Source organism: Odoribacter sp. AF15-53 (assembly GCF_003479425.1).
In the GTDB taxonomy this organism is placed as follows: Bacteria; Bacteroidota; Bacteroidia; order Bacteroidales; family Marinifilaceae; genus Butyricimonas.
This window is the reverse complement of record NZ_QUHC01000001.1, coordinates 1073207-1098136: the sequence shown is the minus strand read 5'-3', so window position 1 is coordinate 1098136 and position 24930 is coordinate 1073207. Positions and strand designations below refer to the sequence as shown.

Sequence of the window (24930 nt, the reverse complement as noted above, 5' to 3'; positions counted from 1 at the left end):
AGAATTGCTCGAAAATGCCTATCTTTGCGGTGAATTAATTAGAATCGGATGAAGAAGGTTTTTTTATTTTCTATATTCTTACTTTGCGGTTTATTTTTTTCTCAAATACTTCCTTCTGCTATGGGAAGTTCGTATGGAGTACTCGCATCGGTAAGTAAGTGGCTCATGTTTATTTGTCTTGCTTTTATCATGATTAACGTGGGGCGGGAATTCGAGCTGGATAAGGCTAAGTGGCGTTCGTACACGACAGACTATTTTATTGCCATGGCGACGGCAGCCGTCCCCTGGCTTTTTATCGCTTGTTATTATATATTCTTTCTGGATACCGGACTTTCGTGGGAAAATAATCTGTTGATCAGCCGGTTTGCGGCTCCCACCTCGGCGGGAATCCTGTTCACGATGCTTGCTGCCGCCGGGTTGAAGAGGGAATGGATTTACAAGAAAACGCAGGTCTTGGCGATATTTGATGATCTGGACACGATTCTGTTGATGATCCCGTTGCAGATATTGATGATCGGTTTCAAGTGGCAGTTATTTGTCATTATTCTTGTTGTTTGCATACTTCTGATCTTCGGGTGGAAACGTCTGAGTTCGTTGAATCTGCCGCAATCGTGGCGGGCGATTCTGCTCTATTCCGTTTGTATCGTTGCCGCTTTCGAGAGTGTATATTTAATCTCTAAAGCTTTCATGGGACAGGATGGAGCGATTCATATCGAGGTGCTGTTGCCGGCATTCGTGCTGGGTATGGTGATGAAAACCGTGCATAATCATTCTCGGGAAGAGGAGAGAGCCTCTAGTTTTATATCTTATCTTTTTATGTTTTTAGTCGGGTTGAGTACCCCTATTTTCATCGGGTTGGAGACCGGAGGGGATGGAATGCCCGGTTGGGGAATGTTGATATTCCACGTGGTGATCGTGACGATCCTGTCGAATCTGGGGAAGATGTTCCCGTTGTTCTTCTACCGGGATCGCAAGATTCAGGAGCGACTGGCTCTTTCTATCGGGATGTTTACCCGGGGAGAAGTCGGTGCCGGAATCATCGTGATTGCCATGGGGTACCAGTTGGGAGGTCCTGCCTTGATTATTTCAATCTTGAGCTTGGTGCTGAATCTGGTTCTTACCGGGTTCTTCGTGGTTGCGGTGAAACGCATATCCCAGAGCGTGTACGGGGTGAAAGAATAAGAGGTGCCCAAGGCACCTCTTATTCTTTCAGTTGCAGGTTACAAGTTTGCAAGTTACAGGTTGCTACCGCCGTTTAACGTGCGCTGGTAAATAACTTGTAACTTGCCGCAGGCAAATGTAACTTGTAACCTGTAACTTAAAACTTGCCTCTAGCAAGTTTTAACTTCTTCACAAGGGCATATATTCTCCACCAGAGGTAAGCGATGATCAACACGGATAATGAATAAGTGATCCAATCATCCATTTTCAGGAAACGTCGGAACATGAGCGGAACGGCTTGAACTGTATTCCACGGGTTGAAGCCTTGCCACGTGTAGCGTATTTCGGCCGGGGAGGCTATTATGGATATAATGCTAAAGGCGATAGCCAGTATAATAAGCGAGAGAATAAGTGTTGTCTTGTCGATCGTTTTCATGATAGCTTATTTTTTGTCTTTCTTTTTGAAGAAGTCACCGATTTTCCGGAAGAATCCTTTCTTTTTAGGCGTGTCGGATTGAACATCAGTAGCTTCGTGTTTTACTTTTTCTAACTTCTGATTGGTCAACTTTTCAAGAATATTTATATTTTCTTTAAAAGTAGGAACTTCCAGTTCTTTTTGCGCGTACGACGGGGGAACGGGGAATGACAGGTTGGCCCAATAACCGTATGTACCGCTTTTTAAACATTCCTGCATGAATAGCCCGAAAATGGGAAGGGCCATGTTAGCCCCTTGTCCTAGTGCAGTGGAATTAAAATGTACACGGGAATTGTTTGCCCCGACTCTTATACCCACGACGATACGGGGATTATACCCGATAAACCACCCGTCGGCTTGATTCTGTGTTGTCCCGGTCTTTCCGGCCAGGGCGACATTTAACCCGTAATTATTGATGAGTCTCTTTCCGGTACCTTCTTGAATAACGGCGGAAAGAATGGACGACATGATGTGTGCCTGATCTGCCGGGATCACCCGTTCCCGTCGCGGGGGATCGGCCTCGTAAATAATACGGCCTTCCCGGTCTTTTATCGAAGTCAGGTAATAAGGGGTGGTTGATACCCCGTTGTTGGCATAACATAGATAGGGAAGGATCATTTCCCGAAGAGGAATATTCGCGGCTCCCAAGGCTATTGAAGGTACGGTGGGCAAATCGCTTTTGATTCCCAGACGGTGGGCGTGAGAGATTGTCGTGTCGATCCCGGTTTGTAGCAGGACCTCGACGGCAATCGTGTTGATAGATTGACTTAACGCACCCTTTAAAGTATAATAACCGCCATACTGGTTGTTCGAGTTCCGGGGCGTCCAGTTGTCGTAAGCCGGGTAACTTTTTTGCTCGTTATTATAATAGGCGTCCACCCGAGCCCCGTGTTCAATGGCAGCGCTGTAAACCACCGGTTTGAAAACCGAACCTACCTGACGGGGAGCCAATACCTGATCGTATTGGAAATACTTGAAATCAAGTCCCCCGATCCATACTTTTATTTTGCCCGAATGGGGTTCCACGGCAATCACGCCGGGCTGTAATATTTTCAGGTAATGCTTGATCGAGTCGATCGAGGACATCTGCATTTCGGTATCTCCCTGGTAGGCGCTGTAAATGGTCATTGTTTTTTTCTCGTTCATGGCAGCAAGGATCGCCTTCTCGCCAAGGCCCTGACGTTTTAATTGCTTGTAAACCTCGCTTTCCCGGATTGCGTTGTCAAGGATACTTTTCTCTTTATCCCACGGTTCCTGTTTTCCCAGATGCGTGTAGAATGAGTGCTGGAGTGATTTCATGTGTTGACGCATGGCATCTTCCGCATACCGTTGCATTTCCGCGTCAATCGTGGTCGTTAGTTTCAAACCGTCCTTGTACAGGTCGTAATTGGTACTGTTGGCTTCGTTGTACTCGGCGATAAGCCGCATGGCATCCTGCCGGATTTGTTCCCGCAAGTAGGGTGCCAATCCGGAATAATGATTCAGAGGTTTGAACCGGAGTTGCATTTTTTCTTTTTTCAGGATTTCTCCTTCCTCTTCGGTCAGGTAGTCGTACTTGACCATTTGAGCGATTACCGTGTTCCGGCGTTGTAACATGCGATCGGGATGTACCCGCGGATTGTAGTAGGAGGGACCTTTCAGTAATCCGATCAGCGTGGCTGCCTCCGGTATAGAGAGATGCGTGGCTGTCGTGGAGAAATATTTCTGCGCCGCACTTTCAATACCGAACGTGCCTTCCCCGAAAGATACCGTGTTCAGGTAGAGGGTTAGAATCTCGTCTTTCGTGTACAATTTTTCGAGGCGATGGGCCGTGATGATTTCCTTTATTTTAATCACGGGAATCATGAATCGGCTGTTGTATTGGCGGGGATACAGGTTCTTGGCCAATTGTTGGCTAATGGTGCTTCCACCTCCCGAACTCTTGTCCCCAAGAAGCAAAGTCTTGCATAAGACGCGTAGCATACTGACCTTGTCGAACCCGTGATGTTCGTAAAAGCGCACGTCTTCGGTGGCAATAAGTGCGTTCACGGCATTCCGGGATATTCCCCCGAACATGACGTTCGTGCGATTCTCCACGTAATATTTTCCAAGCAGTTCCCCGTCCTCGCTATATAAAGAGGATGCTTCGCTGTTGCGGATTTCTCTCAGATCCCGGTAATCCGGAATTTTTCCCCACATCCCGTAATACACGCAACACACGAATAGTCCGACAAGAATGGCACAGAATATCGCACTTAATAATAATGTATTAAAAATGCGGGCGAGGATACTTCGCTTTTTCTTGGCTGCTTTTTTTCGGGTTACGGGTTTCTTTTTATTCATATTTTTTTCATCGTGGAAATGGTTGCGAATGTACGAAATTGTAGCGTACTTTTCAAGTGTCTTTACTAAAACGAAAATCACTCTGGGATATCCTTGCTTTCAGGTTGGGCAATCTTTTCTCTTGCTCAAGAACATAACAACTACATAACACGAACATAACATAGACATATGTTTCGGTTTATGTTCCGTTGGTGTTGGGTAGGGATTGGCTTGTTGTTCAAGTGTAAGGGGGGAGGAAAAATAGTTTAAAATAATATGAATTAGTCTGGTGTAGTGACCTTTATCGGGGAAATGACATGTATTTATGGCCAACCTAGTCAAATAAAAAACAAATAACGCAATATATTTAAATTATTTTATATATTTGTAACTGCAAGGTGATGTTCACATGTTTGTGTGAAAAGTGATTTAGTTATTTCGATAAATGAATTAGACTATGACAAAAGAAGAGTTTTTGGCTTCCATGAGAGAGCTGGAGGAAACTATTGCTAAATATCGGGAGCAAGAAAAGCAACTGAAGGAGCAATATATTAACGAGAATAAGAAATTTGAGCTTGACGAAAAAGTGAAAATTATTACTCCTGCCTACAAGAGATCTATCCCGGATGAAAATGGCAGAAGGTATATGCCACAAGATTTTAAGTATGGATTTGTTGAGGATTATGAGGTTGATAACCAGGGAAATATCCGGTACGTTTTGGCCAAGATGAATGCAACGGGCAAGAAGTCTCAACATCGAACTTATTACACGGATATGGATCTACTTGAAAAGGTGGAGGAATAATTTGGCCTGAATATGTATAGACATGAATAACTTTATTGGAAAATAATCTGACTTTTCTATTTTAAAGTTTAGATTTAAATATACCTTTGTTGCAGAGTTCATAAACATGAAACAATTAATACATCAAAAGAAATAAAATAAAGTTATTGTCATGCTAAATGTTGCATTGTTTGGCCCTCCAGGAGCTGGGAAAGGAACCCAGGCTAAAAAGATTGTTGAGAAATACAATTTGGCTCACCTGTCAACGGGTGAAATGATCCGTAAAGAGATCGCCGAGGGTTCGGATTTTGGTAAAATGGCTGCCGGAATTATCAATAAAGGCGAATTATTGTCTGATGAGTTCGTGGTTGCATTAATTGAAAACAGTATCGAACATTGTAAAGGTGTTAACGGTTTTCTATTTGACGGTTTTCCTAGAACGGTTAGACAGGCCGAGATTCTAGATGAAATGTTGGCAAAGACGGGACATCCGCTTAGTGCTTTAGTGAGTATTGAGGTGCCTCATGACGAGTTGATGCGTCGTATGTTGGAACGTGCCAAGATCGAGGGGCGTTCCGATGACAATGAGGAAGTGATTGAAAATCGTTTCCGCGAGTACAAGGCCAAAACGTTACCCGTGGCCGATCACTACAAGGCTCAAAAGAAACATTTTTCAGTGAATGGACATGGTACCGTGGAGGACGTGTTCCAGTTCATCACGAAGATTCTCGAAGAAGTGAAGTAAGGTTATTTCGGAAAATAGATGAAGAGAGGTTAATCGACAAGACTAACCTCTCTTTTGTTTTTCATGATTAGTGATATTACGTTTTCAGAAAATTTACTGGTGCTTTTTGGGGGAGAAGTATTTATTTTCTACTTTTGTGATAAAGCTGTGTTAATCGAGTACAATTTAGGAAGATATAAAGTGAATGGTTCTAGATTAGATAGGAATCAAGAAATATGCGTGGTGTTACATTCCGATGATCCCAAAGGAATGGAAATGCTTTTTGATGTCTATTACAGTACTCTGGTCGTGTGGGCAGATACATTTTTACATGATATGGATTCCGCGGAGGATGTGATACAAGAGTTTTTTATTGATATTTGGAACGGTAAGATTTATCGAAAATTGAGGCCGGAGACATTGGCTTCTTTCTTGTATGTTTCCGTGCGGAATCGTTGTTTGAAGAAGATCGAGAAACAGGATGTGTTTCGTCATGTGATGTCGCTTGATCAGGTGGATCTTGTTTTCGAGGAGTATAATGAGCGCCATGATATAATCGTCTCAAAGGTGTTGGAGGAAATTAGTCAATTACCGGAACGGAGTAGGGATGTTATGAAATGTGTTTTCGTGGAAGGGATGAAATACCGGGAGGTAGCTGAGCGTTATGGGATTTCTGTTTCGACTGTGAAGACATTGCTGGGTAATTCGGTGAGGAAATTGAGAGAACGCTTGAATAAAGAGATGTATTCCGGTTTTTTGCTTTTTTTCTGTCGGCGGGAATAAAATAGATGTGATTTTTTTACAGAAACCATTAGACCTTTTTTTCATTTTCCGGTATTAATAGTGAAAACTTATTATACTTTATGGAAAAAGAATATATCGAAGGAGAAATGGAGGCCCGTTTGTTAGCTTATTTCAACGGAGAGTTGGAGGAGGAGGAACGTCGTGTGGTGGAACGTTGGGTGGAAGAAAAACCGGAAAATCGAAAAGCATTCGAGATGTTTTTGAGAGATTGCCAGCATGTTCGTTGGGTGGAGAAGGAGCAAAGCGTTGATCTTGTACGGGGAAAAAAACTTATGGTGCGTCGTATTCGTCGTGCGAAGGTTCGTCAAATTTGCTATAGGGTGGCGGCTTCGGTGGCGATAATCGTTACTTTGGGAGGATTGTATTTATTAAATAGTCCTTCCAGAGAAGATAAACTGGCGAATGGGATTGAAACGATTCGTCCCGGATCACCGAAGGCGAAACTGATTCTTTCTTCCGGAGAGGTGGTTGATCTGATGCAGGACGAAGAAGTGATCCGGGAACAGGATGGGTCTTTCGTGCAGGTGAAAGAGAAGAAAGGGCTTGTTTACGATACGGCTCAGGCAACTCCGAAAGCAGGACGGTTGCTATACAATAAAATTATAGTTCCCCGGGGCGGAGAGTTTTTTGTGACTCTGGCGGATGGAACGAATGTCTGGTTGAATGCAGATTCGGAATTGGAGTATCCTGTTCAATTTACGGGGGATAGCCGGGAAGTTCGGTTAAAGGGCGAGGCATATTTCGTGGTACATAAGGATGTACAACGTTCTTTCGTGGTACATTCCGGAGAGTATAGTTTGCGGGTGTACGGGACGGAGTTTAACCTGAATACTTATAAGCCGGATGAGATACAGGCTGTTTTGGTCGAGGGCTCTATCGGTTTTAAGGCAAACGAGGCAACTCCGGAAAAACAATTGAAACCGAATCAACTGGCCGTGGTGAATGTTTTTACCGGAGAATCGGAGATTACGAATGTGGACGTGTACCCGTATATCGCGTGGAAGAATCAGGATGTCGTTTTCGTGAACGAGCGTTTGGAATCAGTCATGGATAAAGCGGCACGATGGTATGATGTGGATGTGTTTTTCCAGCATGAATCACTTAAAGAGGTGCGATTTTATGGAAATATGCAGCGGTATGCGGATATAGAAGAGTTGTTGTCGCTGTTGGAAAAGATTTCGGATGTTCGTTTTAGTATAAAAGGAAGGACGGTGATTGTTAGCGATAAATAAAAAACGGAGAGTTGTGGAGACTCTCCGAATGATAGTAATTGATAACTCATCTTGCCGGATGTTGTTATCGTGTTTAACTATAAAATTTAATTACAAATTTATGAAAAAAAAGAGAATGTTGTGTCTCTTTCGAATAAGAGCGCATGAAAAAATCTGGAAAATTATGAGATTGTGTTGCATTTTTGTCATGTTTTTCGTGTTTTCTGTGTCGGCTAGAAGCTTGGGGCAGGAACAGGTTGTAACGCTAAAGTTGACGAAGGTAAGCTTGTACGAGTTGTTTGATGCGATTCACAAGCAAACGGGGTTACGTTTTTTGTATAATGCGGAACAGATGAATACGGTTTCTTCGGTTGATGTCAGCGTGAAGAATAAAAAGGTATGTGACGTGTTGACGGACGTGTTGGCAGGAACTTCCTTGACAACCGTTTTCGACAAAGATTTGGTTATGCTAGTTAAACGAACAGAGGCTTTGCAGCAAAAGACGAAAGAAATTAAGATTGTTGGGAAAGTGACGGATACGCAGAAACAACCCATTCCGGGCGTAACCGTGGTTGTTAAAGGAACAACATTAGGTGCTGTGACAGATCAAGACGGAATGTATGCATTGAGATTACCTCAGATGAAAGAAGATTTTTTACTGATATATTCGTTTATCGGGATGGAATCTCAAGAAATAAAGTATCAGGGGAAGGACACGATTAATGTTGTGCTGCGGGAAGATGTGAAACAGGTTGATGAAGTGGTTGTTACCGGTATATTTACTCGTAAAAAAGAGAGTTTCACGGGTTCTTCAACAACATTCACGACGAAAGAGTTGAAGATGGTTGGTAATTCTAATATTTTACAAAGTTTGAAGACTTTGGATCCCGCTTTTGCGATCATGGAAAATAATGAATTTGGTTCTGACCCGAATCATTTGCCGAATATTGAGATTCGTGGTAAGACTAGTGTTATTGGTTTGACTGAAGAATATAATACAGATCCCAATCAACCATTGTTCATTCTGGACGGTTTTGAATCGACATTGGCAACAATTAGTGATTTGAGTGTGGATAGAGTGGCAAGTATCACCATATTGAAGGATGCGGCAGCCACCGCAATTTACGGGGCAAAAGCAGCCAATGGTGTTGTTGTTGTAGAAACGAAAGCTCCGGAAGCCGGGCAGTTGAGGTTGAATTATACAGGAAACTTAAATTTTACTTTTGCCGATTTGTCGGATTATAATTTGATGAATGCCGAAGAAAAATTGGAATACGAGTTACTTTGTGGGGCGATTTACCAGAGTATGGGACCCGACGGATATCTGGGGGCTGTTGCGCAAGAAGTTAAATATAACAATCGTTTAGCCGAAGTGCGGAGGGGAGTAGATACCTATTGGTTGAATGAACCTTTACGGTTTGCAACAACTCATAAGCATAATGTATTTCTTGAAGGTGGTGATGAGAGTTTTCGTTACGGTATAGGTGTGAGTTACGGTAAGACTCAGGGGGTAATGAAAGGATCTGATCGGGATGTAGTAAATGGAAATGTTCGGTTGATGTATCGTAAAGGGCAGTTATCTTTTACTAATTCGTTTAATGTTGATTATACTATAGCCAAAAGGGAAAGTGTACCTTTTTCCAAATTTGCCCGAGTGAATCCTTATTTCCGTAAGACGGATGAGAATGGAGATCCGGTAAAAATTCTGGAATCTTATTCTTATTTGGATCTTTCGACATTTTCAATGAAAACGGAGAATGTATATGGGCCTTATTATGATTTATGTAATAATAATTTTGATCATACCAAAACTTTTGGTTTTACGAATAATTTCGAAATGAACTGGCGGCCGGTTGAAGAGTTGCAGGTAAGAGGAAAGATCGGGTTAAATAAATCGAGTGAGTTGGCCCAGAAATTTTCTTCTCCTTTTAATGCAGCGTACGTGGGTGTCGAGACGGATAAAAAGGGAGAATACACGGAATCCAACAAATATATTTTCGGGTATGATGGTGATTTGAGTGTTACTTACGGTAAATTGTTGGCTGAGCGCCACATGGTGAATGCTGTTGCCGGGATGCGTTTTACCCAGTCTTCTTCAGATGTAAGCGGTTACACGATGCGTGGTTTTATTGATGATGAGTTTTCAAATCCAATCTTTGCTCAAGATTATAATAAGGATAACAAAGTATTCCAAGAAGTGAAACGTAGAACAGCTAGTTATTATGTGAATTTAGGTTATTCTTATCGGAATCGTTATTTGTTCGATGCCAGTTGGCGTGCAGACGGGGCTTCAGTTTTCGGAGTCAATAAGTTGTTCACTAATACTTGGTCAGTGGGGTTGGGATGGAATGTACATAATGAAGCATTCTTTGAAGGTGTAGAATGGATAGATCAGTTGAAATTGAGAGCTTCTATCGGGAATCCCGGTAATCAGAATTTTGATGCCTATATCGCTATGAAGATTTACGAGTATAATAGTCATCATACAAACCCGTGGGGGGTGAGCACGTTGATCAAGACGTTTGGAAACGAGGATTTGGAATGGCAAAAAACGTTGGATCGTAATATCGGTTTTGATTTGTATTTATTGGATAATCGTTTGCGAGTGAATTTCGATTATTTTTCGAAGAAAACAGACCCGTTGCTAGTATATGTCGGGATGCCTTCGTCGACAGGAACGACTTCCTCGCCCACAAATGTTGGAGAACAATTGACGAAGGGGTACACGGTTATGTTGAATTATGCAATGATAAAACGTGAAAATGTGCTTTGGTCCGTGAATGCGACATTACGTCATTTGGCTTCCGAGTACCGGAATGTTAGTCGGTATCTGGATAAGTTTAACGCGGATAATAAATCGAAAAATATGCTGAGGTATTATGACGGTGGTAGTCCTTCTGATTTATGGGCAGTTCGTTCGGCAGGTATTGATGCAATCACGGGTCGTGAAATCTTTATTCGTAAAGATGGAACTCAAACTTTCACGCATAGTTATGATGACGAGGTTGTTGTCGGGAATAGTGATCCGGATTTTGAAGGTGTTATCGGGACCTCGTTTTATTATAAAGGTTTTTCTATTTCGGCTAATTTCCGTTACCGGGTGGGAGGACAGATATTCCTTTCTACATTGTACGAGAAGGTGGAGAATATTTCCGTGGATGATGCTTATTATAATCAAGATAAGCGGGCTTTGTATGATCGTTGGAAACAGCCTGGCGATAACGCAAAATTTAAAGCTATTTCAACAACCGACGAGACTCCGATGTCTTCTCGTTTCGTTGCTGACAATAATGTCTTCTCGGGAGAGTCTATTTCGATGGGGTATGAATCTCAAGGGAAATGGCTGCGAACTATCGGTGCTTCTTCATTTAACGTGAGGGTCTACATGAATGATATTTTTAGAGTGTCTACCGTGAAAAATGAAAGGGGAATTGATTACCCGTTTGCTCGTTCGGTTTCGATGTCTTTAGGTTTGAGATTTTAAAATGATTTGAGATGAAAAAACTGAGATATATAATAAGTAATGGATTGCTAATTATCCTGATGTCCTTGTGTTCCTGTGAATCTTGGATTAATGTTACACCTTCAGATAGGCTATCAGAGGACATGCTTTTTAAGGATCGTGAAGGTTTTGTGAAAGCATTGAATGGTGTTTATATAGAATTGAATACAACCCAATTGTACGGGTTGGATTTGACGGCTGGGGCTTTGGATGCCATGGGACAGTATTACACGAATTTTTCATCATCAACGCACGCTTTTCATCAGTATATAAAGTTAATTTTTACTGGAACGAATGAAAAGACGTTGTTTGATAATATGTGGAAGAAGTGCTATTTGGTGATAGCTAATTGTAACACGATTATTGAAAAATGCGGAGAGAAGAATGATAATTTACCCGAGCCTTATTTCAGCATGATCAAGGGGGAAGCTTTGGCGTTGCGTGGCATGCTGCATTTTGATATGTTGCGGCTTTTTGGGCCGATTCCTTCCGAGTTGAGCAAAGAGAGTATCCCTTATCAGACAACGTCTAAACAACAGATGTCATCCCTGTTACCCGGGACGGAAGCGTTGGAGTTGGTGATAAAAGATTTGAAGGATGCTTTAGATTTGTTGAAGATGTCTGATCCTTATTTAGTTGAGAATAAAAACGTGTATGACGATACGGATGTGAATTTACGTCAATTCAGAATGAATTATTATGCGGTGAAAGCTTTGTTAGCCAGAGTTTATTTGTGGGGAGGTGATAGGACTTTGGCATACGCTACGGCGATAGAAATATTGAAGGCCGTTCGGGATTCGGGTACGGAATTGTTTCCATTTGTAACGAATGCGGCCGCAACAAGTAGTTCTACTCCTGACCGAGTGTTTTCAACTGAGGTATTATTTGGTTGTTATAATTCTTCCCGTGGGACAATTCATGAGACGCTGTTTGCCCCTACTCTTGAGACGGCAAAAATCTTGACTTTTGCCGGAACTTTGAATAGCGGACGGGTTGAAGAGTTGTATGATGATAAGAATGATTATCGCTACAAAATTTGGGCGACTTATAATAATAACGGGAATTCGGTTTTATATCACCGAAAATATGAAGATTTCGAGGATAATTCCGGTACGAGAACTTATCGTTACATGGTACCGTTGATCCGATTGAGCGAGGTGTATTTGATCGCCGCGGAATGTTGTGATGATTTGGATGAAGCTGTCGGTTATTTGAATACCCTTCGTAATGCCCGGAATTGTTTCAGTGTTTATCCGACAGTCGATGGATTAAAAAATTATATTGCTTCGGAATATCGAAAGGAGATGTTGGGTGAGGGGCAAATGTTCTTTTTCTATAAACGGAAAGAGATTGTGAATATTCCTGATGGAACGCAGGCAAGCGGAACGATGAATGTTGAGTTGAATAAATATGTTGTTCCGCTACCGGATAGTGAAACCAGTCAAAGAACGAATACGGATACTTCTAAATAGTGAATTATGAAAAAGATATTCTATTATATATTGATGTTACCGATCTTTTTATCGGGGTGTGAAAAAGATTTGATGGATTATGAAGGATTGGAGGGAGTGTATTTTGCGGTGCAATGGGGAAGCTCGTGGGGAAATGAACGCACTTGGCCTTATCAGCCCTTCACAGAGGTGCAATTCATGCAATTGGGAAATGCGGATACGGCCACGGTTGATATAAAAGTGATGGTTACCGGTTCTGTGAAGGATTATGATCGAACTTTTCGGGTAGAAGTAAATCCGGATAGCACTACAGCCGTGGTGAATGTGGATTATCTGCCGCTGGAGAACGATATTATGATTGGGGCCGGGGAATATATGGCGATGGTTCCCGTCAGGTTAATACGTACCGAATCTCTCCAGCATGGAGAAAAGGTTTTAGGGTTGAAATTGGTAGAAAATCAGTATTTCAAACTTGCTTTTCCGGAATGGGATGCAGTGAAAGGTTTTACGAGTGGAGATGTTCGTGAACATTTTGATGCATCCTTGCATGAAATCCGGTTTAGTGATATGATGGTCAGGCCAACGGTATGGATCGGAACGGATAGTTCTCCTTATAATGATGGTGCAGAATCGGGGTATTGGGGGGCTTTCAGCCGTAAGAAGCTAGAGATGATTTGCGAGCGTTTTGATTTGACATATAATGATTTTATGAGTACGACAACAATGCCGACGGTGTTACAGAGTTTGATTGCAAAAACGATGTCTCAGCTTTTAATTGATCGGTATAATGCTAAAGATCCGGTGTTGGAAGATGATGGACGTCTGATGTATTTTAGCGGTTGTCCTTGGGCATCTAAAATCGGGGTACCTTGGATTCCGGATGAAGGTTATTATGATTGATGTGTTACTCTATTAATTGAGAAGATTATGAAGAAAGTATTATATGTATTGTTAGGAATATTTTTTGCAGCCTGTTATGATGACAAGGGTTCTTACGATTATCATGATGTAAATGAAACTACTATCGAGGGGATAAATGGTAGTTATAATGTGACGATGGGAGTAACGACTTTAAAGATTGATCCTAAAGTTACTATGACGATGGCAGATCCAGAGGATACGACACGGTTCCAGTACGAATGGAGGGCTAACGTGGCTTATAATAGTACTGTTTTATTGGGGACAACACGCACGTTGGATTACCCGGTAAAACTGGATCCTCGTAGTTATACGTTGTATTTTAGAGTAATTGACCGCCAGACTGATCTTGTGGCAGTCGCAACAGCCTCACTTAATGTCGGGGCTCCTTATTCAAGGGGTATCCTGTTGATCGGAGAAAACCGGGAAGGCGAAGCGGATGTACAAATGTTGGCAATGAGCACTGATACTGTATTATGTAGGGATTTATTGGCAGATAGCGGTTTACCTGTTTTGAGAGATCCTGTGGATGTAATTCACACTGGTTACAATAATAATGATAAGAATATCAAATTGTGGGTGTTGACAAAATCCCAGGCTTATTCCATGGATCGTAAAACGTTTAAGGGAAATGAGACGGATGTATTCTCTAAATTATTGTATTTATCTCAATCTTACGATTCGGACTTTGTGCCGGTGGATATTATTCCACGTATAAAAGATAATTTGGGAAATGTTGCCAGTACTTATGATCGGGCTGTTGTTTGTAACAATGGGTATATATTTGTCGGATCGTCCTTTATGTTGGGGGGAGATTATTATATGGATCCTGTAAATAGAGAAGAGTCAAATCCTAATGTTTGGTTAAAAGCTAAACCTTATTTATTGTACAGTTTGAACAGCTATAATGGAATTGTATGGTATGATGAAACGAATGAACGCTTTATGCGAGTGGCGTCTTCATTTGATTCGTTCTCAAAAACAATGAATGATGTGGAAGGTGATCCTTTTGATTGGGACCAGCGCAAAACGGGACGTACGATGGTGTATGGAGAAAACACGTTTAACACGGATGGGGGATCGACGAATGGTAATTCTTTCGCTCTTCTTAAAGATGGCTCCGGAGAATTTTATATTTATAAGTTTTATGTCTCATCCAGTGTGGCGAAACGAGATGCTTACACGATTAGCTCTTCTCTGGCGATAGATTTTGATAAAGCGGATTTTTACGCTTTCTCTTCTCGTCGTACAGTAGTATTTTATGCGGTCGGTTCGCGATTGTATGCTTATGATTATAATAAGGGGAACGAAAAATGTTATTTATTGGAGGATTTCGGAGAAGATCAAATAACGATGTTGAAGTGTGATACCCAGATAGAACCTTCTGCTAATCCGGTTTACGTGGCGACTTATAATAATACGAATGGAGGTACGTTACGTAAATATATTCAAGACATGAATCCGGATAAGGTGGAGGTAACTCCTGTGCCAAATTCTTGTTGGACAGGTTTGACAAAGATTAAAAAAATGAGTTGGAGAGCTGCTAATTAAAAAAATATGGAAATGAAGAAGATAATAGTATTGTTAGTATTTGTATTTACTACATTCTTTTCTGCGAGTGCGGGTATCGTTAAGATATCCGGCTCGTTGAAGGATTTCAAAATAAAAAAAGTAGAAATAAAAAATTGTGGAATTGCTGTAAATATACATGACCGTAAAATGTTGATCGAGGTTGATTCTAACGGTTTGTTTCAGTTGGAGTTGAAATTGAAACGACCGACTTATTACTTGATCGGTCATAATTTGTTGTATTTGTCGCCTGGGGATGATTTGAAAGTGAAGTTGGGGCATTCTGTAGCTCGTGGACAATTTCAAGGAGTAGGGGAAGAGGCAAATGTTTACTTAAAAGGACGTGAACGATTAAGTGGCTGGAAGATGTTTGATCCTATGAAATGGGCCTTGGATTCAAATAGCAGAATACCGACTTTTGATGAGTGTCGGATAAAGATAGATTCTCTGATCGGGGTTCGGTTGCAAGAATTGAATCGGTTGACGAAAGTAGATGATCGGTTCCGCGAATTGGAAGCTATTCGAGTTAAAGCTTGTCAAGTGCAAATTTATTTGGATTATTTTTCGTACGGACAATTGAGTAGATGGGATGACACGGCGGAGGTGAAACAGGAAAAGAAAAATGTTTTCTACCAGACGATTAAACTCTTTGTTGAACCGTTGTTGAAAGAATTGACAACTTCTGATGATTATCTGGAACTTGCGGAAGTTCGGGATGTGTTGGGTGAATGCTATTCTTCCAATGTATTTGAGTTTCCACAATCGGTGACATTTTTGGAATTGATGAAAGTACAGGAGAATGCGAGTTTATTGGACAGTGGACTGAAGAAGGCAGACTATAAATTGTATAAAGATTTCACGCAGAAAATCCAAAACAAAGATTTAAAACAAGCGTTTTCAGCTAAGTTACAAAGAAGAGCGATTTTGATGGAAGGTCGTTTGGCTCCGGATATCCTTTTGAAAGATATTGACGGGAATGAATTGAAATTAAGTGATCTGAAGGGAAAACCGTTGTTCGTGGATATATGGGCTACTTGGTGTTTACCTTGTTTGGCTCAGATGCCTCGTTTTCAGGAATTAAGTGAAAAATATCCCGGGATTCAATTTGTTGGAATATCTATTGATTTGGAGGTGAAACGTTGGAAAGAGAAATTAGAAAAGGGAGGGATTCCTCCTCGTATTAAGGAATATTTGGCTGATCCTTATGCTTTGCAGGAGTCTTGGGATCTGGCTTCTATTCCTCGTTTTATTTTGATCGACAGGGATTTTAAAATTATTACGGCTTTTGCGACTCGTCCTTCTGAAAAAGAAGAGATTGAAACAATATTGAATAGTGTAAAATAATAGATTCAAAAAACGTCTGGATTTATATCAAATTAGTGTAAACCCGGACGTTTGATTTTTATATATACCGATAATGGCATGTGATAGTGATGTTGTTAAACTTGAAATGTTGGATGCATTTCATCAAGATGTGATTGAGGGAGGAAAATAGTCCAAGGACATCGGAAGAATAAATTGTTATTATAAATATTGAATTGATGAGACATATCATTATTGTTTTAGCTTTACTGGCATGTAAATTTGTGTATGCTCAGGAACAGCCGTTAATCTCGTACGTGCGGCCGTTGGTTGGTACTTCCGGGTACGGAAATATTTATCCCGGTTCACAGATTCCTTTCGGTGGAATTCAGATCAGTCCTGACACGGATTTTGATTATTATGATGCTGCGGCAGGGTATAAGTATGATCACGCAACCTTACTTGGTTTTAGTTTAACGCATTTGAGCGGTACGGGAATTCCGGATTTGGGAGATTTTCTTTTTATGCCGGGTACGGGTAAGATTCATTTTACTCCCGGAACACACGAGAAACCGGATTCCGGTTATCGTTCCCGTTATAGTCATGATCGGGAATGGGCTTCCCCGAATTATTACGGGGTAGATTTGTTGGATTACGGGGTGAAGGCCGAAATGACCTCTGGTATACGGAGTGGTATTTTACGATTCACTTATCCGGCCTCCGATAGCTCTTTTGTCTTGCTGGATTTGAATCACACGCTTTGGCAAAGTTGTCCGTGGAGTAATCTCCGGGTAGAAAATGATTCCACGTTGACCGGGTATAAGCTGGTGAAGGGTTGGGGACCGGAACGTCACGTGTATTTCACGGCAGTATTTTCCCGGCCATTCGAGGATTTTGGTATCATGCAGGATACGGTACCGGTGATCTATAACACGAAACGTTTCCGTAGTCATTTGGAGGCTTGGGGAAAGGATTTACGTTTTTGGATGCGTTTTCCGACCCGGGAAGGCGAAATGATTACCGTGAAAGTAGCTATTTCTGCTGTTAGCACGGAGGGGGCCGCGAACAATATGCAGGAACTGGAAGGAAAGGATTTTGCTTCTTTGAAGGCGGAAGGGGAGAAGTTGTGGGAAGAACAGTTGTCAAAGTTCGTGATAGAAGGAACACAACAACAAAAAGAGACTTTTTATACTTCTGTTTATCATGCTTTCTTGCATCCCTTTATTTTCCAAGATGCCGACGGGCGTTTCCGGGAGTTGGATAAGAATATCGGACAGGCGGTAGGTTTCACGAATTATACGGTATTCTCTTTGTGGGATACGTACAGGGCTTTACATCCCTTGTTTAATTTGGTGCAACGGGAGATAAATGCGGATATTATCAATTCCATGCTAGTACACTATGATAAAAGTGTGGAACACATGTTGCCTATTTGGTCTTTTTACGGGAACGAGACGTGGTGTATGATCGGTTATCATGCCGTGTCCGTGATTGCCGACGCCATCATGAAAGATGTGAAAGGATTTGATTACGAGCGGGCTTACGAGGCCATGAAAACGACTGCCACAAACCCGCACTATGATTGTCTGCCGGAATACACGAAATTGGGATGGGTTCCTTTTGATAAGGAGAAAGAATCGGTATCCAAGAGCTTGGAATATGCTTATGATGATTATTGTATCGCCCAGGTAGCCGAGAAGTTGGGGAAAACGGAAGATTATCGCTTCTTTATGAAACGTGCGTTGTCATATAAGAATTTGATAGACCCGGAAACCAAGTATATGCGTGGGCGGGATAGTCAGGGGAACTGGCGTACACCTTTCTCTCCGATCGCGTATCAGGGACCGGGTTCCGTGCATGGTTGGGGGGATATTACAGAAGGTTTTACTTTACAATATTCCTGGTATGTACCTCATGATATTCAGGGATATATCAATGAAGCGGGTGAACGTTTGTTGTTGGAGAGGTTGGATTCTATGTTCGTGACCAAGATGGCCGATGATATTCCGGGGGCCCATGATATTCAAGGGCGTATTGGGGCATATTGGCATGGTAATGAACCTTGTCATCAGATATTGTATTTTTACAATTACCTGAAACAACCGTGGAAATGTCAGGAAAAGTTACGCTATATCATGGATACTTTTTACGGGAATACACCGGATGCATTGAGTGGGAATGACGATTGCGGGCAGATGTCAGCCTGGTATATATTCAACACGATGGGTTTTTACCCCACAGCTCCGTCAAGTAATATTTACAACTTGGGTTCACCGGGATTGGCTGCCGTGGATATGGAAATGAGTAATGGCAAGCATATTCGAGTGACAACCAAGAACTGGTCGAAGAAAAATGTATACGTGAAGGAGGTTTATTTGAATGGTAAGAAGTACGATAAGTCATACATCACTTATGATGATCTTAAAGAAGGAATGGATTTGCATTTCGTGATGAGTGGGCGTCCTAATTACAAGCGGGGGGTGTCAGATCATGCTGTTCCACCTTCAATTTCAGAGAAAAGAATCAGGTAATGAGAGAATGACTGTTTCATCTTGCTGAAGAAGGTATGTGTTATCGGGATATTGTGTTGTAAATGCCTGTTTCTTTTCGACCGATGGCATGTTATCTGTATTTGGCTTCATTTATTCCTTTGTGTGGTTAGGATGTTTTTATAAGTCATTTTTTGCATTATCATAAAAAGAGGGTGTCCGGCTTGTTCCGGGCACCTTTGTTTTTTGGGGATTTTTTTTGAGTTATAGTGTCGTTCCTCGAATCGAATAATGAAGTTCAGGGGATCGTTCAGGCTGGTTTATTGTCGTTGAGTTCAAAGATATCTTCTACTGTGGTTTGAAAATATCGGGCTCGTTATTGTTTATACAGGGATAATCCAATGTATGTGTTTAAATAGATAAAACAAACTTTAGAGGATTATTATTTTATAAAGAAGATTCTTTTGGTTTATAGCGCCATTGGAGGATTAAGAATAGTAATCCGGGAACGAAGACGATGGCGGCAGTGGCTTGAAGGGCGATAGAAAGAGAGTACAAGTCGTGCAACCAACCCACGAGCGGGGCCATGGCGGCAAACATGAGCCGGATAATAAAATTGCGGATTGATAACACGGTTGCCCGCATTTCGGAGAAGGTAATTTGGTTAATATATCCTTTTAATATAGGAGTGGCAAATCCTCGCACGATATAGAAAAAGAACAGAAATACCAGACCCGTGTAGGAGATATTGAATGCCACGGCGATATACCCTCCCACGATGAAAAACAGGATTAACGTGTACATTTTCATACTTCCCAAACGTTGATCTAGTTTGTCGGAGTAAAGGGCCGAGATTCCCACGGTGAGGTTGAGGATTGTCCAGATGATTCCGAACCAAGAGGTCGGGGTATCCAGCTCGATCAACAAGGGTTGGACAAACCAAGCCATGGTGAGCGTGGCTGCCCCGATAACCCCGGAGAACATGATATTGTAACATAACTCTTTATTCGTGAAAAGTGAGTATTGAATGATTTTCACGATATTGGCAAAAGAGTTCTTAATTCTGGTTTTAGCGGCATGTTCGGTTAGGGCGATTGCGGCGGGGATTCCGATGAACGCAATCCCGCTTTGCACGTAGAACGGGAGCCGGAGGGAGTAAACGGCCAGTAGACCGCTGAATATCCCGGCAAAAGCTTCCGAGAAATTCCCGACCATGGTGACTCTTCCCTCGTATTTTAGATATTCATCTTCTTTTTTGTAATGTAACATGGTATCGTAGAGTAGGGCGGAATCGGCTCCGGATACCAGACTTTGCCCGAATCCCAGCAGGATTTCCGAGAGAAAAAATGCCGTGAACGTGTCGGAGAGCGAATAGTTCGTGAAGCCGAAGAAACAAAATATGCATCCCGCAATCAAACAATTCCTCCGTCCCCAGACATCGGCCAGGTAGCCTGTCGGTATTTCCAGTGATACCATGGCAATGGAGTAAACGCTCTTTAAAATGAATATATCCGCCAACTCCAAGCCGCATTCCTTGTAGAATAACACGATGATTGGCATTACCAGCGTGAACCATTTGGATACTTTGATCAGGTAGAGGGCGATTATATTTTTCTTGAACGACACGTACTTTCTATTTTAACGATTCAATAGACAAAAGTAATTTAAAATTGAGAATAAATGAAAGGATTAGAATCTAAAATCAAAAAGCGGTTTTTTGTTTCTGATTTCATCAAAAAGAGTTATTTTTGCTTCCAAATTAAAAACATAAATCACTAATAAGTAAAAATAAGTTTGTCATGGCAATACAGAAAATTGATGACATTTATGAATTGTTGAAGGGGAACACCCAAAAAAAGCGTTTGGTTGTGGCTTACGCTAATGACAGCCATTCTATCGAAGCTGTGAATAAAGCCGTGGAAATGGGTCTTATTGAGGCTACTTTGTGCGGTGACGAGAACGAAATCAAGAAAGTGTGTACCGAGCATGGTTTTGATATTTCCCGTTTTAAGATTGTACATGAGCCGGTTGACACGAAGGCTGCCGCTCGGGCCGTTCAAATGGTTCGCGAGAAAGAGGCTGATTTTATCATGAAGGGATTGGTTAGTACCGATAAATACATGCGTGCTATCTTGAATAAGGATTGTGGTTTGTTGCCCCCGAAAGCAACGTTATCTCACGTTGTTGTTATGGAGTGCCCGAACTATCATAAATTATTAGTGTTTGGTGACGCTGCAATTATCCCGGCTCCGGATTTTAGCCAAAAGCTGGCTATCGTGAAATATGTAGCCCAGATTGCTAACGCTTTAGGTGTTAAACGTCCGAAAGTGGCTATGATTTCTGCAACCGAGCAGGTATTACCGAAAGTGGAATCCACTACGGATGCTGCTATCATTGCCAAGATGGGTGAGAGAGGGCAGTTGGGTAATATTGATATCGAAGGTCCTTTGGCTTTGGATGTTGCTATTGATAAAGAAGCTGCCGAGATTAAGAAAATTAACTCTCCGGTTGCGGGTGATGCCGACTGTCTGGTATTTCCGAATATCGAGTCTGGTAACGTGTTCTACAAGACAAACACGAAATTGGCAAATGCTCGTCAGGGGGCTATTTTGGTTGGAGCTACCGCTCCTAGCGTCTTGTCTTCCAGGGGAGATAGTGTGGATGCAAAATTGAATTCTATCGCGTTGGCGGCTCTTTTTGCAAAATAAGAGAAAACGAATTATAAACGAAATAGCCGAAGTTGTTGATATCAACGCTTCGGCTATTTCTGAATTATTTAAACAACTAAGAACACAGGCTTATTCATTTTCTTCGGTGATTACGATTTTGATAATCTCGTCACCTTGACGAATGGCATCAATAACTTCAAGTCCCTCGTATACCTGTCCGAAGCACGTGTGTCTTCTGTCCAAGTGTGCCGTATTCCGGCGATTATGACAAATGAAGAATTGAGATCCCCCGGTATCCCGTCCGGCATGAGCCATTGATAAAACTCCCCGGTCATGGTATTGATTGTCTCCGTTTAACTCACATTTGATGGTGTATCCCGGGCCGCCAGTTCCATCACCTCTGGGGCAACCGCCTTGGATCACGAAATCCGGAATAACCCGATGGAACGTTAGGCCGTCATAAAAGCCTTCCTTGGCTAATTTTACAAAATTGGCAACCGTGTTTGGCGCATCTTTTTCAAAGAAAAGAACCTTCATAACACCTTTCTCTGTGTGTATTTCTGCTCTATACATTACAATTGGTTTAGAATTACTGGAAACAAATGTAAAGTATAATCTGAATGGATGCAAGTCCTCCAAGTTTATTTAACGCATTTTATAAAGAATCGCCTTTGGCGAGTTACAGGTTAAATTCCAATCCACGAATCCCCAGCTAATTTAGTGATTTATGATTTCCGATTAGGTGATTTCAACTGCACAGGTCAACGCTTTTAATAATCACTAAATCATTCAATCGACAATCACAGAATCAATAGGATTACCTAATTGTATAGCTTTTCTTATTTTCAACTTTCAATTTTTCATTTTCAATTGTTTTATTATTTATCTTTGCGTTCTATTAAAAAATGAGAGTATGACGTGTTGTAATAGCAGACGGAAACCGGAATGGTTAAAGATTAAGTTGCCCAAGGGACAAAGTTCCACGGAGGTATTAAATATAGTGAGGAAACATAATTTGCATACAATTTGTACTAGCGGAATGTGTCCGAATCAGGGAGAATGCTGGGGAAACAGAACGGCCACTTTTATGATTGGCGGGGATGTGTGTACCCGTTCCTGCAAGTTTTGTAACGTGATGACGGGACATCCGGCTCCATTGGACCCGGCAGAACCGGAAAATATTGCTAACTCTGTAAAATTGCTGGGATTGAAGCATGCCGTGATTACCTCGGTTGATCGGGATGATCTGGCTGACTTAGGTGCCGGGCATTGGGTGAAGGTTATACAGGCCGTGAAGCGGGAGAACCCGGCAACGACGATGGAAGTGTTGATTCCTGATTTCCAGGGAAGGCCGGAATTGGTGCAACAAGTGATAGATGCTCGTCCGGAAGTGATTTCCCATAATTTGGAAACCGTGCGGGAGTTATCGGATGGCGTGCGGAGCCGAGCTAAATATGATGTTTCGTTGCAGGTTATCCGGCAAATTTCAGAGTCAGGAATTGTTTCTAAATCCGGTATCATGCTTGGACTGGGGGAAACCCGTGAGCAGATTCTTCAAACGATGGATGATTTGTTGGCTGTGGGATGTAAAGTAATGACTATAGGTCAATACTTGCAACCTTCTGCAGCGAACTTGGAAGTGAAAGAATATGTGACCCCGGAAACATTCCGGGAATACGAGCGTATCGGATTGGAGAAAGGTTTCCGGTACGTGGAAAGTGGTCCGTTAGTGCGATCAAGCTATCACGCGGAAAAGCATGTAAGATAAAAGTTACAGGTATGAAAAAGACGCGGTTGATTGATTTAGGAGTGGCAAGTTACATGCCTGTGTGGAAACAGCAAGAGGAATTGCACCAAGAGGTCATTGCTGCTAAATTGAGGGGGGAAGATACGGGAAATTACTTGCTTTTCGTGGAACATAACCACGTCTACACGCTTGGAAAAAGTGGTAGCGAGGCGAATATGTTGATTAACGCTATTCAATTACAGGCTGCACATGCTGAATTCGTGAAAGTAAACCGGGGAGGGGATATTACTTATCATGGCCCCGGACAGCTGGTCGTGTACCCGATCGTGGATATGGCGAATTTTGGCGTGGGAGTGAAAGATTACGTGGATCGGTTGGAAGAAGTTGTCATTCGAACCGTGGGAGAGTACGGGATCAAGGGAGAACGGCTGGAAGGAGCAACGGGAGTCTGGATAGATGCTCATACGCCTAAGGCTCGTAAAATATGTGCGATCGGTATTAAATGTTCTCGTTACGTGACAATGCATGGTTTTGCGTTGAACGTGAACACGAATTTGGATTATTTCAATTATATCAATCCCTGTGGTTTTGTTGATAAGGGGGTGACTTCTATTGCCAAGGAGGTTGGGCATGAGGTTTCGATGATTGAGGTGAAAATGGTTGTCAGACAGTATTTTGAAGAGCTGTTTGGCATGGAGTTTACCGAGATCTAGGATATTACGGTCGTGCTCGTGTTATCAAAAAGAGCTTGATATCATTTGTAAAATCTAAATGAATTTTTTAATTCGTAGCCATTAATTCTAAGGGTACGGCTAGGAAATCATTTGTCATTATCCGGAAGAAAAATGAGAAGTATAAGTTCGTGATACTACTTTGAATTTATGGATGTTATCATTTCTGCGTGTATTATTAACAATTTTCTCGGAGTTTTTTATTTGAATGTTGTTGATAATTTATGTATATTCGTAATACGAATTAAAAATCAAAGAGAAGAATGAAGAAAAATATTGAGGTCGAAATTTGTACTTTTTCTTTGGAATCATGTGTAAATGCCCAGTTGGCAGGTGCTTCCCGGGTGGAATTATGTTCGGGTATGTACGATGGGGGAACGACTCCTTCTGCCGCAATGATTCGTATGGCACGTGAGAAACTATCGATAGAACTTTACGTGATGATTCGGCCACGGGGTGGCGATTTCCTTTATTCTGATTTGGAATTTGAATTGATGAAGGAGGATATTCTTTATGCCAGATCGTGCAATGCAGATGGTGTTGTTTTTGGGATTTTGAAGGCGGATGGTTCGGTAGACGTGGAACGTACGAAGGAATTGGTTGAATGGGCAGCCCCGATGAAAGTCACGTTTCACCGAGCGATAGATATGACCCGAAACATGGAAGAAGCTTTGGAAGACGTGGTCCGTGCCGGATGTTATCGGATATTAACTTCGGGTGGGCGTAACACGGTGGACGAGGGGATCGAACAGATCAGAACATTGGTAAAACAGGCGGAAGGTCGGGTGCAAATCATGGCAGGAAGCGGGGTGAGCGCCACGAATGCCTCCCGTTTGGTCGAGATTGGGGTGGATGCGATTCATTTAAGCGGTAAAAGTAGCCGGGATAGTAAAATGGTTTTCCGTAACCCGAACGTGTTCATGGGAGGGGTGCCCGGACTGCCGGAATATGAACAGTATTATAGTGATGTTGAAAAGATAAAAGCGGCACTAGGAAAGATAAAAGATAAAAGGTTCTGTGATTATTAATAAGCGTTGGCTAGTGCGGAGAAATCATATAATCGGAAATCAAGAAATTAATAAATTCTTCAAT

The 24930-nt window shown here is 42.0% G+C and carries 19 protein-coding genes; 15 read left to right on the top strand and 4 right to left on the bottom strand.

Features of this window, described 5'->3' with window-relative positions:
• Nucleotides 1-48: 48 nt before the first annotated feature.
• Nucleotides 49-1182: a cation:proton antiporter gene (locus tag DWW52_RS04430; RefSeq protein WP_118714226.1), complete on the top strand. Its 1134-nt coding sequence runs from the start codon at nucleotides 49-51 to the stop codon at nucleotides 1180-1182.
• A gap of 136 nt (nucleotides 1183-1318) precedes the next feature.
• Here the strand turns inward: DWW52_RS04430 and DWW52_RS04425 are convergent, their stop codons facing one another.
• Entirely contained in the window at nucleotides 1319-1597 is a 279-nt protein-coding gene (locus tag DWW52_RS04425) for a hypothetical protein (RefSeq protein WP_118714225.1), read from the bottom strand.
• 6 nt (nucleotides 1598-1603) lie between these two features.
• Entirely contained in the window at nucleotides 1604-3958 is a 2355-nt protein-coding gene (locus DWW52_RS04420; RefSeq protein WP_118714224.1) for a penicillin-binding protein 1A, read from the bottom strand.
• A 436-nt stretch (nucleotides 3959-4394) separates the two neighbouring features.
• Between DWW52_RS04420 and DWW52_RS04415 the strand changes: the two genes are divergently transcribed.
• From DWW52_RS04415 to DWW52_RS04370, 10 genes are all read left to right on the top strand, one after another.
• On the top strand, nucleotides 4395-4742 hold the full coding sequence (locus DWW52_RS04415; protein ID WP_118714223.1) for a hypothetical protein: 348 nt from the start codon (nucleotides 4395-4397) through the stop codon (nucleotides 4740-4742).
• A gap of 151 nt (nucleotides 4743-4893) precedes the next feature.
• The gene (locus tag DWW52_RS04410; protein WP_118714222.1) at nucleotides 4894-5466 is read left to right on the top strand and encodes an adenylate kinase; all 573 of its coding nucleotides are present in this window, start codon (nucleotides 4894-4896) and stop codon (nucleotides 5464-5466) included.
• Nucleotides 5467-5529: 63 nt separating this feature from the next.
• Complete coding sequence (locus DWW52_RS04405) at nucleotides 5530-6228, top strand: RNA polymerase sigma factor (RefSeq protein ID WP_233556691.1); 699 nt, start codon at nucleotides 5530-5532, stop codon at nucleotides 6226-6228.
• Nucleotides 6229-6308: 80 nt separating this feature from the next.
• Nucleotides 6309-7481, top strand: coding sequence for a FecR family protein (locus tag DWW52_RS04400; RefSeq protein WP_118714221.1), 1173 nt, complete (start codon nucleotides 6309-6311; stop codon nucleotides 7479-7481).
• A 163-nt stretch (nucleotides 7482-7644) separates the two neighbouring features.
• Nucleotides 7645-10944 (top strand): SusC/RagA family TonB-linked outer membrane protein, encoded by a 3300-nt coding sequence (locus DWW52_RS04395; protein ID WP_233556690.1) that lies wholly within the window; start codon nucleotides 7645-7647, stop codon nucleotides 10942-10944.
• Between the two features lie 11 nt (nucleotides 10945-10955).
• The gene (locus tag DWW52_RS04390; protein WP_118714219.1) at nucleotides 10956-12434 is read left to right on the top strand and encodes a RagB/SusD family nutrient uptake outer membrane protein; all 1479 of its coding nucleotides are present in this window, start codon (nucleotides 10956-10958) and stop codon (nucleotides 12432-12434) included.
• Between the two features lie 6 nt (nucleotides 12435-12440).
• Nucleotides 12441-13313, top strand: coding sequence for a DUF4843 domain-containing protein (locus DWW52_RS04385; protein ID WP_118714218.1), 873 nt, complete (start codon nucleotides 12441-12443; stop codon nucleotides 13311-13313).
• Between the two features lie 27 nt (nucleotides 13314-13340).
• A complete protein-coding gene (locus tag DWW52_RS04380; protein WP_118714217.1) occupies nucleotides 13341-14882 on the top strand; it encodes a PKD-like family lipoprotein in 1542 nt (513 codons plus the stop codon).
• A gap of 12 nt (nucleotides 14883-14894) precedes the next feature.
• Nucleotides 14895-16244 (top strand): TlpA disulfide reductase family protein, encoded by a 1350-nt coding sequence (locus DWW52_RS04375; protein ID WP_158582476.1) that lies wholly within the window; start codon nucleotides 14895-14897, stop codon nucleotides 16242-16244.
• A 197-nt stretch (nucleotides 16245-16441) separates the two neighbouring features.
• Entirely contained in the window at nucleotides 16442-18733 is a 2292-nt protein-coding gene (locus DWW52_RS04370) for a GH92 family glycosyl hydrolase (protein WP_118714215.1), read from the top strand.
• 405 nt (nucleotides 18734-19138) lie between these two features.
• On the opposite strand, the gene DWW52_RS04365 is transcribed toward DWW52_RS04370, so the two are convergent.
• A complete protein-coding gene (locus DWW52_RS04365; RefSeq protein ID WP_118714318.1) occupies nucleotides 19139-20251 on the bottom strand; it encodes an MFS transporter in 1113 nt (370 codons plus the stop codon).
• Nucleotides 20252-20490: 239 nt separating this feature from the next.
• Here DWW52_RS04365 and DWW52_RS04360 point away from each other — a divergent pair, with 239 nt between their 5' ends.
• Nucleotides 20491-21399: a bifunctional enoyl-CoA hydratase/phosphate acetyltransferase gene (locus tag DWW52_RS04360; protein WP_118714214.1), complete on the top strand. Its 909-nt coding sequence runs from the start codon at nucleotides 20491-20493 to the stop codon at nucleotides 21397-21399.
• A 90-nt stretch (nucleotides 21400-21489) separates the two neighbouring features.
• Here the strand turns inward: DWW52_RS04360 and DWW52_RS04355 are convergent, their stop codons facing one another.
• A complete protein-coding gene (locus tag DWW52_RS04355) occupies nucleotides 21490-21933 on the bottom strand; it encodes a peptidylprolyl isomerase (protein WP_118714213.1) in 444 nt (147 codons plus the stop codon).
• 340 nt (nucleotides 21934-22273) lie between these two features.
• Between DWW52_RS04355 and lipA the strand changes: the two genes are divergently transcribed.
• The 3 genes from lipA to DWW52_RS04340 all read left to right on the top strand — a co-directional run bounded on the left by lipA (nucleotide 22274) and on the right by DWW52_RS04340 (nucleotide 24866).
• Nucleotides 22274-23128, top strand: a complete 855-nt coding sequence (gene lipA, locus DWW52_RS04350; protein WP_118714212.1) for a lipoyl synthase — start codon at nucleotides 22274-22276, stop codon at nucleotides 23126-23128.
• 11 nt (nucleotides 23129-23139) lie between these two features.
• The gene (gene lipB / locus DWW52_RS04345; RefSeq protein ID WP_118714211.1) at nucleotides 23140-23820 is read left to right on the top strand and encodes a lipoyl(octanoyl) transferase LipB; all 681 of its coding nucleotides are present in this window, start codon (nucleotides 23140-23142) and stop codon (nucleotides 23818-23820) included.
• A 281-nt stretch (nucleotides 23821-24101) separates the two neighbouring features.
• On the top strand, nucleotides 24102-24866 hold the full coding sequence (locus DWW52_RS04340) for a copper homeostasis protein CutC (protein WP_199691950.1): 765 nt from the start codon (nucleotides 24102-24104) through the stop codon (nucleotides 24864-24866).
• Nucleotides 24867-24930: the final 64 nt, after the last annotated feature.

What these genes read in the sequence shown, in the direction of transcription:
- DWW52_RS04430 (WP_118714226.1), top strand. Translation starts at nt 49, where the DNA reads ATGAAGAAGGTTTTTTTATTTTCTATATTCTTACTTTGCGGTTTATTT.
- DWW52_RS04425 (WP_118714225.1), bottom strand. Translation starts at nt 1,597, where the DNA reads ATGAAAACGATCGACAAGACAACACTTATTCTCTCGCTTATTATACTG.
- DWW52_RS04420 (WP_118714224.1), bottom strand. Translation starts at nt 3,958, where the DNA reads ATGAATAAAAAGAAACCCGTAACCCGAAAAAAAGCAGCCAAGAAAAAG.
- DWW52_RS04415 (WP_118714223.1), top strand. Translation starts at nt 4,395, where the DNA reads ATGACAAAAGAAGAGTTTTTGGCTTCCATGAGAGAGCTGGAGGAAACT.
- DWW52_RS04410 (WP_118714222.1), top strand. Translation starts at nt 4,894, where the DNA reads ATGCTAAATGTTGCATTGTTTGGCCCTCCAGGAGCTGGGAAAGGAACC.
- DWW52_RS04405 (WP_233556691.1), top strand. Translation starts at nt 5,530, where the DNA reads ATGATTAGTGATATTACGTTTTCAGAAAATTTACTGGTGCTTTTTGGG.
- DWW52_RS04400 (WP_118714221.1), top strand. Translation starts at nt 6,309, where the DNA reads ATGGAAAAAGAATATATCGAAGGAGAAATGGAGGCCCGTTTGTTAGCT.
- DWW52_RS04395 (WP_233556690.1), top strand. Translation starts at nt 7,645, where the DNA reads ATGAGATTGTGTTGCATTTTTGTCATGTTTTTCGTGTTTTCTGTGTCG.
- DWW52_RS04390 (WP_118714219.1), top strand. Translation starts at nt 10,956, where the DNA reads ATGAAAAAACTGAGATATATAATAAGTAATGGATTGCTAATTATCCTG.
- DWW52_RS04385 (WP_118714218.1), top strand. Translation starts at nt 12,441, where the DNA reads ATGAAAAAGATATTCTATTATATATTGATGTTACCGATCTTTTTATCG.
- DWW52_RS04380 (WP_118714217.1), top strand. Translation starts at nt 13,341, where the DNA reads ATGAAGAAAGTATTATATGTATTGTTAGGAATATTTTTTGCAGCCTGT.
- DWW52_RS04375 (WP_158582476.1), top strand. Translation starts at nt 14,895, where the DNA reads ATGAAGAAGATAATAGTATTGTTAGTATTTGTATTTACTACATTCTTT.
- DWW52_RS04370 (WP_118714215.1), top strand. Translation starts at nt 16,442, where the DNA reads ATGAGACATATCATTATTGTTTTAGCTTTACTGGCATGTAAATTTGTG.
- DWW52_RS04365 (WP_118714318.1), bottom strand. Translation starts at nt 20,251, where the DNA reads ATGCCAATCATCGTGTTATTCTACAAGGAATGCGGCTTGGAGTTGGCG.
- DWW52_RS04360 (WP_118714214.1), top strand. Translation starts at nt 20,491, where the DNA reads ATGGCAATACAGAAAATTGATGACATTTATGAATTGTTGAAGGGGAAC.
- DWW52_RS04355 (WP_118714213.1), bottom strand. Translation starts at nt 21,933, where the DNA reads ATGTATAGAGCAGAAATACACACAGAGAAAGGTGTTATGAAGGTTCTT.
- lipA (WP_118714212.1), top strand. Translation starts at nt 22,274, where the DNA reads ATGACGTGTTGTAATAGCAGACGGAAACCGGAATGGTTAAAGATTAAG.
- lipB (WP_118714211.1), top strand. Translation starts at nt 23,140, where the DNA reads ATGAAAAAGACGCGGTTGATTGATTTAGGAGTGGCAAGTTACATGCCT.
- DWW52_RS04340 (WP_199691950.1), top strand. Translation starts at nt 24,102, where the DNA reads ATGAAGAAAAATATTGAGGTCGAAATTTGTACTTTTTCTTTGGAATCA.